The organism is Sinobaca sp. SA16-1 (assembly GCF_059510515.1).
In genome coordinates, this window is record NZ_JCAKFL010000001.1 from 254,159 (window position 1) to 267,248 (window position 13,090).

At 46.0% G+C, this 13,090-nt stretch carries 11 protein-coding genes; 3 read left to right on the top strand and 8 right to left on the bottom strand.

Annotation, left to right across the window (positions count from 1 at the left end):
* Nucleotides 1-256: 256 nt before the first annotated feature.
* Together AC5W2J_RS01190 and AC5W2J_RS01195 are read left to right on the top strand one after the other, a co-directional pair.
* Entirely contained in the window at nt 257-1,756 is a 1,500-nt protein-coding gene (locus AC5W2J_RS01190) for a PTS transporter subunit EIIC (protein WP_496058211.1), read from the top strand.
* Nucleotides 1,753-2,454: an N-acetylmannosamine-6-phosphate 2-epimerase gene (locus AC5W2J_RS01195; protein ID WP_496057653.1), complete on the top strand. Its 702-nt coding sequence runs from the start codon at nt 1,753-1,755 to the stop codon at nt 2,452-2,454. The genes AC5W2J_RS01190 and AC5W2J_RS01195 overlap by 4 nt, the downstream gene beginning before the upstream one ends.
* On the opposite strand, the gene AC5W2J_RS01200 is transcribed toward AC5W2J_RS01195, so the two are convergent.
* The 5 genes from AC5W2J_RS01200 to AC5W2J_RS01220 all read right to left on the bottom strand — a co-directional run bounded on the left by AC5W2J_RS01200 (nt 2,439) and on the right by AC5W2J_RS01220 (nt 9,377).
* Nucleotides 2,439-3,242, bottom strand: a complete 804-nt coding sequence (locus tag AC5W2J_RS01200) for a MurR/RpiR family transcriptional regulator (RefSeq protein ID WP_496057654.1) — start codon at nt 3,240-3,242, stop codon at nt 2,439-2,441. The two genes, AC5W2J_RS01195 and AC5W2J_RS01200, sit on opposite strands and share 16 nt — an antisense overlap.
* A gap of 143 nt (nt 3,243-3,385) precedes the next feature.
* On the bottom strand, nt 3,386-5,122 hold the full coding sequence (locus AC5W2J_RS01205; protein WP_496057655.1) for a SulP family inorganic anion transporter: 1,737 nt from the start codon (nt 5,120-5,122) through the stop codon (nt 3,386-3,388).
* Between the two features lie 101 nt (nt 5,123-5,223).
* Nucleotides 5,224-6,456 (bottom strand): hypothetical protein, encoded by a 1,233-nt coding sequence (locus AC5W2J_RS01210; protein ID WP_496057656.1) that lies wholly within the window; start codon nt 6,454-6,456, stop codon nt 5,224-5,226.
* Nucleotides 6,457-6,550: 94 nt separating this feature from the next.
* Nucleotides 6,551-7,453 (bottom strand): macrolide 2'-phosphotransferase, encoded by a 903-nt coding sequence (locus tag AC5W2J_RS01215; protein ID WP_496057657.1) that lies wholly within the window; start codon nt 7,451-7,453, stop codon nt 6,551-6,553.
* Nucleotides 7,454-7,790: 337 nt separating this feature from the next.
* A complete protein-coding gene (locus AC5W2J_RS01220) occupies nt 7,791-9,377 on the bottom strand; it encodes an L-lactate permease (RefSeq protein ID WP_496057658.1) in 1,587 nt (528 codons plus the stop codon).
* A gap of 340 nt (nt 9,378-9,717) precedes the next feature.
* Here AC5W2J_RS01220 and AC5W2J_RS01225 point away from each other — a divergent pair, with 340 nt between their 5' ends.
* Nucleotides 9,718-10,851 carry a type II asparaginase gene (locus AC5W2J_RS01225; protein WP_496057659.1) on the top strand — a complete coding sequence of 378 codons (1,134 nt, stop codon included), beginning with the start codon at nt 9,718-9,720 and terminating at the stop codon, nt 10,849-10,851.
* On the opposite strand, the gene AC5W2J_RS01230 is transcribed toward AC5W2J_RS01225, so the two are convergent.
* The 3 genes from AC5W2J_RS01230 to AC5W2J_RS01240 form a co-directional block, all read right to left on the bottom strand.
* On the bottom strand, nt 10,848-11,228 hold the full coding sequence (locus AC5W2J_RS01230) for a hypothetical protein (RefSeq protein WP_496057660.1): 381 nt from the start codon (nt 11,226-11,228) through the stop codon (nt 10,848-10,850). The two genes, AC5W2J_RS01225 and AC5W2J_RS01230, sit on opposite strands and share 4 nt — an antisense overlap.
* Nucleotides 11,229-11,432: 204 nt before the next feature.
* Nucleotides 11,433-12,056, bottom strand: a complete 624-nt coding sequence (locus AC5W2J_RS01235) for a bifunctional 2-keto-4-hydroxyglutarate aldolase/2-keto-3-deoxy-6-phosphogluconate aldolase (RefSeq protein ID WP_496057661.1) — start codon at nt 12,054-12,056, stop codon at nt 11,433-11,435.
* 19 nt (nt 12,057-12,075) lie between these two features.
* The gene (locus AC5W2J_RS01240; protein WP_496057662.1) at nt 12,076-13,071 is read right to left on the bottom strand and encodes a PfkB family carbohydrate kinase; all 996 of its coding nucleotides are present in this window, start codon (nt 13,069-13,071) and stop codon (nt 12,076-12,078) included.
* Between the last annotated feature and the right edge of the window lie 19 nt (nt 13,072-13,090).

Genomic DNA, 13,090 nt, shown 5'->3' on the forward strand with positions numbered 1-13,090 from the left:
AAATCATTTGGTCCTTTAGCTGTCTGCTTGTTGCCGGGAGACGGCAGACGGACGTTCATCTGTTCGAGAATGTGCTCGACGCTCTAAGAGCTGGCCCTCATGCATTATAAATTAATAATTATGTTACTTTTCAGAAAATTCCCCTTGATTAAAATGATTTTCTTTTATAATATAATTATGAAAACTATTTTAATTAGGAGGGGTTCTTTTGAAAAAGGTTTTCTTCGAGCAGGCACAAAGATTTGGTCGTTCTTTTATGCTACCTATTGCTGCGCTTCCTGCTGCTGGCTTATTACTTGGAATTGGCGGCGCCTTTAGTAATGAAGCAACGGTTAACGCTTATCCGATTTTAAATCAGGAGTGGTTACAAGCCATATTTATTATTATGAGTTCTGCCGGCAATGTTATATTTACTAATTTACCTGTAATTTTTGCTGTTGGTGTTGCTTTGGGTCTAGCTCGAAAGGAAAAAGCTACCGCTGCGCTGGCTGCATTGCTTGGATACCTTGTTATGAACGCCACAATAAATGCTATTTTAACTATCTCAAATAACCTTGCTGATCCTGAAAGTTTGTCTGCTGCAGGTCAAGGGATGGCTTTAGGTATCCAAACATTGGAAACAGGAGTATTTGGAGGAATTGTAATAGGAATTTTAACTTCTTTGCTTCATAACAGATTTTTAAACGTAAACTTACCAAAGTTTTTAGGTTTTTTTGGAGGAGCAAGATTTATTCCAATCATTACAGCTTTTTCTTCTATATTCATGGGAGCTTTATTGTATTTTACCTGGCCACCTGTACAAACAGGTATCTTCTCGTTAGGGAGTCTGGTTGAAGCTACAGGATATATTGGTACTCTCTTTTATGGTTTCTTCTTAAGACTGCTTGGCCCTTTTGGATTACATCATATTTTTTATATTCCATTTTGGACAACAAGCTTAGGTGGAAGTGTTGAAGTAGGAGGACAAATGATCGAGGGCACTCAAAGAATTTTCTTTGCTCAACTGAACGAAGGAAATGTAGAACAATATTACATTGGCACCGCCCGCTTTATGTCAGGCCGCCATATAACAATGATGTTTGGCCTGCTCGGTGCCTGTTTGGCGATGTACCATATGGCAAAACCCGAAAACAAGAAAAAAGTAGGTGGACTTTTGTTTTCAGCCGGACTTACTTCCTTTTTAACAGGGATTACTGAACCTATTGAATTTTTATTTTTATTTGTTGCACCTATTCTTTATGTTATTCATGCTTTTTTCGACGGAGTAGCATTTATGTTGGCTCATATATTTCAAATTACAATCGGTCAAACGTTTTCGGGAGGTTTTATTGATTTTCTATTATTCGGCATACTACAAGGCAATGACCGAACAAATTGGGTTATTGTTCCTATAATAGGTGTATTCTGGTTCGCATTATATTACGTAACTTTTAGATTTGCTATTCAAAAATTCAATTTAAAAACTCCAGGCAGAGAAGATCAATTTGAGGAATCTATTATTGGAACTGGAACAGAAAGAGCTAAATTCATTATGGCCGGCTTGGGGGGAAAAGCAAATATTAAAGACATTGATGCCTGTGCGACGAGACTTCGTGTAAGTGTATTGGCGCCAGAGCAAGTTTCTAAAAGTCATCTTGAAAAAACTGGTGCTCGTGGTGTTCTTATGAGCGGAAATGGTGTGCAAATTATTTATGGTCCCGAAGTAACAAGAATTAAAAATGAAGTAGACGACGAATTTGAGGAGAATGAACAATGACTACTAACCTATTAGATCAATGGAGAGGAAAATTAATTGTATCCTGTCAAGCCCTTGAAGAGGAACCTCTTCATTCTTCATTTATTATGGGGAAAATGGCTTTAGCTGCTTCAATGGGAGGTGCATCGGGAATTCGTGCAAATGGTGTCCAGGACGTTCAGGCTATTAAAAATGAAGTAGACTTACCTATCATTTCTCTAAAGAAAAGCAAATACGAGGACAGTGAAGTATTCATTACTCCTACTCTAAAAGAAGTAAAAGAGTTGTTATCCGTGCAGCCGGACATGATTGCATTGGATGCAACAAATCGAAAAAGACCAAATAATGAGATTCTATCTGATATATTAGAATACATTCGCCGACAGTCTCCTCATTGCTTGCTTATGGCAGATGTTTCCACTTTGGCTGAAGCTCAAGTGGCAGAAAAATTAGGATTTGACTGCGTTTCAACTACATTAGTCGGCTACACTAAAGAAACACAAGGCTGGTCTATTGCTGATGACCATTTCAATCTTCTTAAACAAATGGCCAGTGATTTAACTATTCCTATTGTAGCAGAAGGGAAAATATCTACTCCTGCTTTGGCAAAAGAAGCTCTTCAGCAAGGTGCTCATTGTGTTGTAGTTGGTGGAGCTATAACAAGACCGCAACAAATTACAAATACATTTTTTCAAGAAATAGATCATATTTTCTTATAATCATTTAATGCTTTTACCGTTTGACGATATCGGTCAGACGGTTCTTTTTGTTTTAATAGATACATACTGATTAAATCCATTATATACATCATTGAGAATTGGGAATTTATCAACCCTTTTAATTCCTGGGTTTTTAAATTAAAAGTAAATAAAATCAAATCTGCTGTTTTACTAAGTGGAGTTTGATCATAGTTTGTGATTGCAATAATTGGTACGCTGTTTTTCTTTGCCAGTTCACATGCGTCTACAATTTCCTGAGTGTGACCAGAATTGGATATGGCAATAATTAAATCCTGCTTTTTAAGTAGCGACGATGCGATAATCATTCCATGGGAATCCGTTTCTACATCTACTTTGTAACCCATTCTCTGCATTCTTTTTTTCATTTCCATAGCTGAAAGTCCTGAACTCTCCACCCCATATATAGATATTCTATTTGCTTTTCTAATCAATTCAACAGATTTCTTTAGCTTTGCTTCTACTGTCATAGATCTGGTTGCTTTTAGAATAGAATCATACATGTAATTCACTTGACCAATAATGGATTCATCTGCATCGGCCTTTTCTTGACCTTCTCTTAATAGTATCTTTAATTCTACGAAGCTTTTGCATCCAATTTTTTTACTAAATCTTGTAATAGTAGCTTCCGATACTTTTGTTCTTACAGCAAGTTCCCTTATATGTATGTTTAATAGACTTTCTCTATGTTCTAAGAGATAGTCTGCAATTTTTTTTTCCGTTTTGCTTAATGTATGGTAATTTATTTGAATATCACTGAATATCGACATACTTTTACCCCTTTTTAAGATATCTATTGATCACTTTATTATATTAGGTTATTGATTTGAAGTACTACCCCAAAATAAAAAGACAAAAAAATAAACCCAAACTACGGAAGTCATGGGTTTATTTACTAATCAGTTAATACTTATTATATCATAAAATCATTTGGTCCTTTAGCTGTCTGCTTGTTGCCGGGAGACGGCAGACGGACGTTCATCTGTTCGAGAATGTGCTCGACACTCTGGTAGCTGACGCGCTGTTGGAGGTCTTTTTTCCATTCCGCTTTGGCGATCGTGTCCCGCACGGAGCCTTTCACATTCGCTAAGTGAAAGGACAGACCGGTTTCTTTTTCCAACTGCAGCAGGAATTCCTCCAGCTGCTCGACCGAGGAGCTGTCTATGTCGTTCACGCCGGACATGTCGATGACCATCCAGTAAACACCGGGGCGCTTACGAGCAAGCTCCCGAATGTGCTCTTCCACATAGGAGTAGTTGGCAAAGTGGATGTTGGAATCAATCCGCATGAGCATGCCGTTTCGAAACGTCAGCGCCTCCGGGAACCGGCGCCGGTCCCGGAATTCGCCCTGCTCGCTTAAATAGCCGAGCTCGGCGATATTGGGCTGCATGCTCTGCCGGATAATAAACAGCAGCGTAAACACCGCTCCGATAATAATGCCCCACTGAATGCCGACGATCAGCGTAGCGAGAAACGTCAGCACCCATACCCAGCCTTCGAGCGGGCGGACGTCAAACAGGTGCTTAGCCTGGCGGATGTCCACCAGTTTATACACGGCCGAAATAATGATTGCGGCGAGCACTGCGTTCGGCAGGTAGTAAAATAACGAAGTGAAAAATAACAGCACGACCAATACGCCAACGGCTGTCAGCACGGACGCGGCTTTTGTCTGACCGCCTGCTTCGTGATTGACCGCCGTCCGGGAAAAGCTGCCGTTCACCGGGAACGCCTGGAAAAAGGAGCCAACGAGATTCGACAGCCCCAATGCTTTGAGCTCCTGGTTCGGCCGCACCGCATAGTGTTCCTTTTTGCTGATGGCACGTCCTATGGAAAGGGACTCCATAAAGCCCATTAAGGCAATAACGACCGCCATCGGCAGCAGATTGACGATCATGCTGCCGGTTACTGTCGGCAGTGCAAATGCAGGAAGCCCTGCCGGTATCTGCCCAACAATGGCGACCCCGGCTTCCTGCAGGCCGAGAAACACGACGGCACCTATCGCTAACAGGATCGCCAGCAGCGGCGCGGGAAGTCGCGGCCATTTGTGTTTCAGCCAGAGAATCAGCACGAGGCTCAGACTGCCAAGCAGCATCGTATAGCCATTAATACTGTTCCACTGGCTGCCGAGGTCCAGAAGAATCGAATGCGCCCGCAGGTTTCCTTCCGAGTTTACCCCAAGCAGGTGATTGAGCTGGCTTAATCCGATAATAATCGCCACCGCCGACGTGTAGGCGCTGAACACCGAGTGCGGAATAAATTTTACAATAAATCCGGCTTTGCTGAGCCCCAGCGCCAGCTGGATCAGCCCGACCATCGCGGCGAGCACAATCACGTACTGAATGTATGCACCGGTATTGGCCGGCGCATAGGCGGACACGGCGGTAAACACGAGTAATGAGGTAATCGCCACCGGACCGACCGACAAGTGCCGGGACGAGCCGAGCAGCGCATAGACGAGCATCGGAATGGTCGCGGCGTACAGCCCCATTACCGGCGGCACGCCGGCAAGCAGCGCATACGCCATCCCCTGCGGAATAATCATCACAAGCAGCGTCAAGCTTGCGATACTGTCCTGCTTCAGCAGGCTTTTATTATATGTAAGACGTTCTTTATAGGTGCGGTTCACGTGCGTTCCCTTCTTTCTATCCACTCGTCCAATGAATGTCTTCTTCTATTAAAACATAAAAAGAGGAGAATCCGCTCGATAACGAATACCCCTCTTTTTATTCATTTGCCTTTATGCCATATTTCCTATCTTTTTCCCTCATACTCTTTTTGTTCCTGCTCTTTTTTTGCCTGTTTTTTCCGCTGGCGCTGGCGGTAGCCATAGGTGCCGTTTAACACCGCTTCTTCATCTTCAAGGCCCGCTCCGAGCGCTCCGATGCATGTCGCAAGCGACGTGACCATCCATGCAAGAGAAAGGAAATAAGCGAGGCCGACCTCCCTGTCCAACCCGATACTCGATTCCAGCAGCGTAACGGGAATAAATAGAAATACTGCGAAAAAGAAGAGGAAAAACAGGACTACATAGTAACCAAGCACGCCCAGACTCAGCGTTAGAATAGTCGTCGTATTATGAAGCTTCACCATCGTCGGTGATTCTGCCTTTGACGGGCGTTCCCACAAGCCGTGCGAAATAATAATCCAGCTTGTCAGGGCAGTAAAAGCAGCGATCATTAATAAAAGGGAACGCTGCCATTCATAGGCATCCCCGAGCTGCCAGAGGGTAGGGAAAATCATCGCGTAGGCCCCTGAGGCAAAGGCCAGCGCGATTACACTTTTAAATGTGGAAAAAATGGTCCACGGATTATTGGCCTGAACCATCCCCGTGATTAAACGAACGTATCCGTTCCATTTCGCACGGGCCATAAACCGAACATCAGACTCCCTGCTGCTTTCTTCGGGCTGGACACGATCGATAGGAGCCAACCGCTCAAACCATCCTTTTCTAACCAGGTCCCGGGCGTTCTTTTTAAGAATATGCTGCTCGCTCCGGCGTTGGATTCGTTCCATTTTTTCCTGTTCCCTGTCTCTTACTTCTTTCGAGCTGCCATGGTACATTTCACTAAGCAATTGAAGCGAGGCTTCCCGCACCCGTTTTTTCATCGGAACAGCTCCCAGTGCAGGAATCGACAGCTGGGAAATCTTCCGCTCTCCGTTTACTTCTGCGACAAGAAAATTGCCTTCTCGAAAAAAGGGAAGATCGGTAAGACAAACGGCATAATCCCAGCCGTGGGCTTCTTTTACAGCTTCCGCTTCTTTCATAATATCCGAGGCCCTTTCCGCGGAGCCGGCAAACGCATCGGTAATCACTTCTATCTTCCACGATACGTTATTTTCTACGTATAACTCCAAAAAGAAAGAAAAATCCGGTTCTATGGCCTGTGCTATAGAGGAAGCCATTTCCGGGCTCGCTACCAGGCCGATACTGACTGTATTGCCTGCTGGGCCCTGTTCTGTGACCGTCCGGCTGTTGTTGTCCATGCTTTCCTCCTCGTATTTTAACGATGTGACATAATAACAGCCCAAATCCGGCTGCTTTTATCTTTCCACTACACTCATGATACCATCTTTCAGGCTATGGCTTTTCCGCTGCTCCGAGCATCTCTCTCGCCATGTTTTCCATATCCTGCAGGCCGGAAGACAAGGCGTACTCCGCTACGACTACCGCCTCGGCCGCTCGTAGTTCAATAATGTGCTCTTTCATGTGCGGCCAGGTGCTCCCGCCTGCCTTTTCATAGGCATTGATCACTTTATCCAGGCCGGACTCTCCAAAAATAAGATAATGCGCCGCAAAATCACGGGACACGTCGGTTACCGCCGCTTCGGTCCAGTCGATCAAACCGGTCGCTTCCATCTGCGGGTTAATAAGAATATGGCCCGGGTGTACGTCGCCGTGCGTTAATCCGGTATGATCCGGCCAGAGATCGTCATTGGCAAGCCACGCCTGCCAGCGCTCCCACAGCTTTTGATCAACGCCGAAGGTCTGTTTGACCTTTTCCATTCTCGCACCCATCGATTGTCTTGCTTCGTCGCTGTTGTGTACGACAATTCCTGCCTCTTTCACATGTGCTGCAGGCATGTGATGCAGCTCCGCAAGCAGTCGTCCTAAGGAGAAATGATAGGCATCCGGGCTGTTTTCGATATCAAACTGCCACACGTAGTTTTGAGTGGCAGGATCAATCGTTCCCGCGGGCACGCCGCCGAGCTGCTTGTACGCAATCAGCTCCTCCGTGAATACCTGCCAGTCCGGCGCTTCTATCGACGTATGCTGGTTTACCGCATCGAGCACGGCTTTTTCCCGGCTGGCTTTCGCCATTGAATCGCTTCGGCGGGGAATGCGCAGAATCCACTTTTCCCCTGACTCGTCCTCTGCGTGAAACACCTGAAAATCGAGTCCTGACTCATTTCCCTGCATCGTGTCTTCTGTTACATCCAGCCCGTTTTGTGCGGCAAGCTGCTTTACTTCCTGTTTATTCATTTTTTCCACGTCCCCTTTTTGTATACATATAGTCCAGAGCAAACAAAAGAACAAACCCTGCTGATTTTAGTCACAAAAAAAGAAAGAAAGGCAGAAAAATCTGCCCTTCTTCCCTGGATACCTTTGCGTCCGGCGAAGATTATTAAAAATGTGCAGACTGCTCCCGTTTGCTCTGCTTCTCGAAACAGAGCCTTTGAACGTATCAAATTACTTGTTCAAAGCCAGGGGACGCAATCTGATAGCTGCAGACATTTTTAATAACCCTCCTTTTCTTTCTAGTACTGCTTATTATATCGAGAGACTATTCGGAAGTCAAAGTGCCGTTTTTCATTAATTATTAAAACACATTCATTACGATAAATCCGCCGATTCCTGCAAGCACGCCGTAAATCAGGGCCGGTGCCAGTGTTTTTCGGATCACACTGCCTTCTTTGCCTTCCATTCCAACGACTGCACTTGCGGCCACGACGTTATGAATGCAGATCATGTTCCCGGCGCCGGAGCCGACGAGCTGCGCGCCCAATACTGTATTCACGTCCACCCCGGTGGAGGTGGCGATGCTGTACTGAATCGGAGAAAACGTAAGCGTGGATACGGTGGCGCTGCCGGTAATAAACGAGCCGAGCATGCCGAGAAACGGCGCGGCGAAGATCCACATCGGTCCGAAAGCCGCCGCCATGCTTTCTGCAATATAGTCGGGCATGCTGATAATGTCATTGGCGTTCATGCCGGAGTTGCTGAACACGTGCACCATCGCCAGTGTCGCAAACAGCGTAATCCCGGTGATCTTGATCGTAGACAGCGCATCTTTCGCCGACGCGGTAAAATTGCGGAACGAGCGGCGGTGAATCAGTACGGCAAGCATCGCCGTTACGGTCAGAATCGCCCCGGGCGAGTACAGCAGCTCCCACTCCGAGTTGACCCCTTCCACCCCTAGAATATTCATCCACGATAAGTTAATCGCGGTTGTCGTAAATTCCTCAAGCGGAGGCACGACTCTCGTCAGCAGCAGCAATATTACGACAATCACATACGGCGACCAGGCCGTAAGCAGGCTCATGTCTGATTTTTCCGTGTTGATCGTAAAGTCATCCTGCAAGGCATCCGTCCACGTTTCTTTAGGCAGCAGCAGCCCTTTCTTCGCCGTAATGGTGGCAACAGCCAGGCCGGTGAGCGAGCCGAGAATGGCTACGAATTCCGGGCCGAACAGAAACGCATACAGAAGCGCGGAGCTCGTATACACCGCACCAATCATCAGCGTCCACGGCAGCAGGGGCCATACGTCCTTGACCCCTTTTCCTTTTCCGAAAAACAGCACGAGCACGATGACCAGAATCGAAGGCACAAAGGTGCCGCCGAACAAATCAATTAACGTCACGGTCACCCCCACCTCCTGAAAAAAGGCGGGCGCGGCATCATCGAGCGTGCTGAGGCCGACAAGCACCGGGGTTCCAACGGCACCAAAAGCAACAGCCGAGCTGTCCGCAATCAGAGCCGTTGCAACAGCGGCAAGCGGCTTGAATCCAAGTGCTACCATTAAAGGCGCTGTAATCATCGCGGGCGTACCAAAGCCGGCGACGCCTTCAATCAACGAGCCGAACAAAAAGGCCACGATAACGAGCTGCACCCGCATATCGGCGGATATGCTCTGAAATCCCTGGTTGATCCGGTCCACGGCGCCGTTTTTCCGCAGCGTATTCAGCAGCACGAGTGCCCCGAATAAAATCAGCAGGATGGTCAGTGTTTTATGGGCTCCCTGCAGAATCGAAGAGAAAATAACCCGGCTTTCCATGCCCCAGAACAGCACCGCCAGCACGATAACAATAACGGCACTCAGCGACATCCCCTTAATCGCAGGCATGCGTAATAGGACAAGAAAAAGAAATGGAAAAATAACAGCGCTCAAAGCGGTCAGCATTAGCATAACGGTATCTCCTTCAACAGTTAAAAATGCGCTTTCATTTTTTGGAAGCGGATGAATGCCTATGAAACGTATGCAGCCTATATGTATATCCAGTAATGAAAAAACCCGGTCTATAAGATCAGGTCATCTGATGACTAGGTTAACCTATCTCTATTCTATCATGATAGGAAATCGCTTTCAATTTTAATTTTCACCCTTCTTTATTTATTATAAAAGGTTAGTTACCAATGAATTTTTACCAGCTGTAAAGATTCATTGGTATAAAATATCACATGACTTGTAAAGTTTTACTTTCATTCCGTTACACTTGAAACAACTACATAAGAGGGAGCGATTAGTTATGCGTAAGAAACATAAAGCTGCAGTGGTGCCGTTAGCTCTGGCATCTGTATTAGGATTTGGCTCATGGGCTGTGTATGCGAGCGAACCGGGGGAATCAGTTGAAGCCGATGCTGCCGTCGAGGAAACGAACGAAGCAACAGAGGCTTCAGAAGAGAACAAACCGAATATTGAAATCATCGCAACCGGAGGCACTATTGCTGCGGTTGGAGACGAAAGAACGGATCTGGCAGACTACACCGCGGGCGAAATAGAAATAGATGAGTTAATTGAAAAAGTACCTGAACTTAACGATATTGCCAACGTAACCGGACAGGATTTTACAGGCGTTAACAGCAATGACATCGACAATGAGATTCTTCTTGGCCTCGCTAAAGAAGTAAATGAACAGCTCGCCTCTGATGATACAGATGGTGTCGTAATTACTCATGGCACCAATACGCTCGAAGAAACGGCATATTTTCTTAACCTCGTCGTCGACAGTGAAAAGCCGGTCGTCATGGTCGGTGCGATGAGACCGGACACGGCGATGGGCGCAGACGGAGAACTGAACCTTTATAACGCAGTGCTGCTTGCTGGAAATGAGGAAGCAAAAGACAGAGGGGTAATGATCTCCCAGAATGACCGTATCGGTTCCGCGCGTGACGTAACAAAAACGAGCACGATGCACATCGACACGTTTGAATCCGCTGAAATGGGTAACCTCGGAAGTATTATTGATGGAGAGCCAAGGTTTTATACAGACACTACAAGAACACATACAACAGACTCTGTTTTTGACGTTTCAGAGCTGGAGGAGCTTCCTCAGGTAGATATTCTCTATACTCATCAAAGTGACAGCTCTTACCTGTATGATGCTGTCGTAGAGGCAGGTATAGATGGTCTTGTTGTTGCAGGAGCCGGTGACGGCGGACTATCCACCAATGCACTAGAAGGCGCCGAAACAGCAGCAGAAAGCGGCATTAGCGTAGTAAGATCCTCGCGTACCGGAGGCGGCATTGTAACGCCGGATGAGGAGAGCGAATTTCTGACTGCCGATACATTAAATCCGGTTAAAGCCAGAATCCTGCTGACGCTTGCCCTGACGGAAACGGATGACCAGGAAGAAATACAAGAATACTTTAACGAATACTAGGGTTCATTTGTATGAATAAGAAAAGCTGGCGTGGGATTGCTTTCCACGCCAGCTTTTTGTTTATTTCTGCTTCTATCAGTCCTTTGCTTTCCCACTTCCTGTTCCGTCACCGTAATCCAAATCCCGATCAGTCCATAATCCAGGTGGAAACCGAGTACGTAAGTAAACGGCACGGTTATCCCCACTGGAACAACATCCCCATCACAAACGGTACTGTACATCTCTTGTAGCCTGAGCACGCTGATGATAATCAGATTACTGTATTTCCATGGCTTTAGTATAATGTCAATAAAAAGCAGGATTGTACCCATCGCTATAATGTCGGTATTGGACTTAAAGACTTGAAATAAAAACTCCCCTGAAAACGCCAGCACCATTCTGTAAAGCCCAAAGTTCCGAAAATATACACATAGTTGCCAAAAACATTCAAGTTAGGTTAAACTCCAATAACAATTTTTATTTATTGAATAAACTTAGTTCTTGATAATGACTCTATTGCTAATATAAAAAAGAGGAATCGCTTCGTGGCGGATCCTCCGTAACGTGACGTTACTTACAAAATATTTATATTTTAAAGCTTTTTACTTTTTAATATCGGCCTTCTGCACAAACGATCTTGCCGCCGCTGTAACTTCTTCTTCCGTTCCCTTATACAGGTTGCTTCCAATACTGACCGCTACAGCTCCTTTTTGCAGCCATTCCTGTACGTTATCTTCGCTGACACCGCCGGAAGGCATGAGATTCGCCTGCGGCAGTGGTCCGCTGATAGCCTTTAAGCCATCCGGCCCGCTCACATTTCCTGGAAAAACCTTAACGACTTCGGCTCCAGCCTCCATAGCCTCGACTACTTCTTTTACAGAAAAACAACCGGGTATGTATGGAATCTGATATCTATTACAGAGCACTGCCGTGTCTCTGTCAAAAGACGGGGAGACAATAAACTGAGCCCCAGCCAAAATCGCAAGTCTTGCAGTTATATCATCCAAAACAGTACCAGCCCCAATAATCCAATTGCGGTCTTCACGCCGCAGCTTATCGATTAAACCAGAGGCCCCCGGCACGGTATATGTTATTTCCATCAGTTGAATACCGCCGCTGTGAGCGCCTTTTGCAATCATTTCGGCCTGGTCGGCGTTTCCTCCGCGTACCACGGCTACTACTTTTTTATCGTAAAGCTTCTGCATTGTTTTTATCTTGTGGTTCATTTTCCTGCTCCTTTCTGCCTTAACGAAGAACACCGGTTCCCCGCTGACTGCTCATGAAATTTTTCACTTCCTGCCTTGAAAGCAGAAAGGCATCTCCTTTAATCGTATGCTGGAGAACGCCTGTCGCAACAGCGAAAACAATCGCCTCTTCCATGGAAAAGCTTTCTTTATCAGACAACTGATCCAGAAAGCCGGCCGCAAAAGCATCGCCGCTTCCGATTCGATCTACTACATTTACTTCAAATATGCCTGATTGGGCTGTTTCCCCGTCTATATGCTGAACGATACCTTCGAGCTGATGATGTGTGTTAGTAAGCGTAATGCGCCGGGACGTAACAAACCAGGTGACGTTATATTTCTTCATAAAGGATGCGAAAAGACGCTGCTCCTCTTCTTCCGGCCATTGAAGCGTCAAAGTTAAATCTAGAGAACTGCCAAAGCATATGTCTACATAAGGTAAAATCTGTTCGTATGCTGCTTTTGCCTGCTTTTTTGTCCAAAGCTTGCTACGGTAATTAAAATCAAAACTTACCTGTACGCCGCGTTTTTTCGCTTCTTTGATCACAAATTCTGCCGTATGAAAACCAGCTTCGCCAAGAGCCAGTGTAATGCCGGTCGTATGCAGCACGTCCACTTCGGCAAAGACTGCGTCCCAGTCAAGAGGTCCGGGTTTCCATTTCGAAAAGGAAGAATAAGCCCGGTCATAAGTGACACTCGCCGGTCGCTGGGCCGTTCCTTCTTCAATATAATAAATTCCCAACCGCTCGCCGGTTCGTTCAATTAAGCTGGTATCTACTCCCTCCCTGTTTAAATAAGCCACAGCCGCATCTCCTGGCGTATTATTCGGCAGGGCTGTTAGAAAAAAGGCCGTATTTCCCAAGCTCCGAAAAGCTACTGCTACATTTGCTTCTGCCCCTCCATAAAAGGCAAACAGAGTTTCACTCTGTTTCATTTTATAAGGTGCTGGAGGGGAAAGTCGGAGCATGATTTCTCCCAAAGTGACAATACGATCCATTACGCTTCCCTCCTGATTA

Bases quoted from the DNA above. Each gene is read 5' to 3' on its own strand.
- AC5W2J_RS01220 (WP_496057658.1), bottom strand. From the start codon at position 9,377: ATGCTAATGCTGACCGCTTTGAGCGCTGTTATTTTTCCATTTCTTTTT.
- AC5W2J_RS01240 (WP_496057662.1), bottom strand. From the start codon at position 13,071: ATGGATCGTATTGTCACTTTGGGAGAAATCATGCTCCGACTTTCCCCT.
- AC5W2J_RS01200 (WP_496057654.1), bottom strand. From the start codon at position 3,242: ATGTCGATATTCAGTGATATTCAAATAAATTACCATACATTAAGCAAA.
- AC5W2J_RS01210 (WP_496057656.1), bottom strand. From the start codon at position 6,456: ATGGACAACAACAGCCGGACGGTCACAGAACAGGGCCCAGCAGGCAAT.
- AC5W2J_RS01215 (WP_496057657.1), bottom strand. From the start codon at position 7,453: ATGAATAAACAGGAAGTAAAGCAGCTTGCCGCACAAAACGGGCTGGAT.
- AC5W2J_RS01225 (WP_496057659.1), top strand. From the start codon at position 9,718: ATGCGTAAGAAACATAAAGCTGCAGTGGTGCCGTTAGCTCTGGCATCT.
- AC5W2J_RS01235 (WP_496057661.1), bottom strand. From the start codon at position 12,056: ATGAACCACAAGATAAAAACAATGCAGAAGCTTTACGATAAAAAAGTA.
- AC5W2J_RS01195 (WP_496057653.1), top strand. From the start codon at position 1,753: ATGACTACTAACCTATTAGATCAATGGAGAGGAAAATTAATTGTATCC.
- AC5W2J_RS01190 (WP_496058211.1), top strand. From the start codon at position 257: ATGCTACCTATTGCTGCGCTTCCTGCTGCTGGCTTATTACTTGGAATT.
- AC5W2J_RS01230 (WP_496057660.1), bottom strand. From the start codon at position 11,228: ATGGTGCTGGCGTTTTCAGGGGAGTTTTTATTTCAAGTCTTTAAGTCC.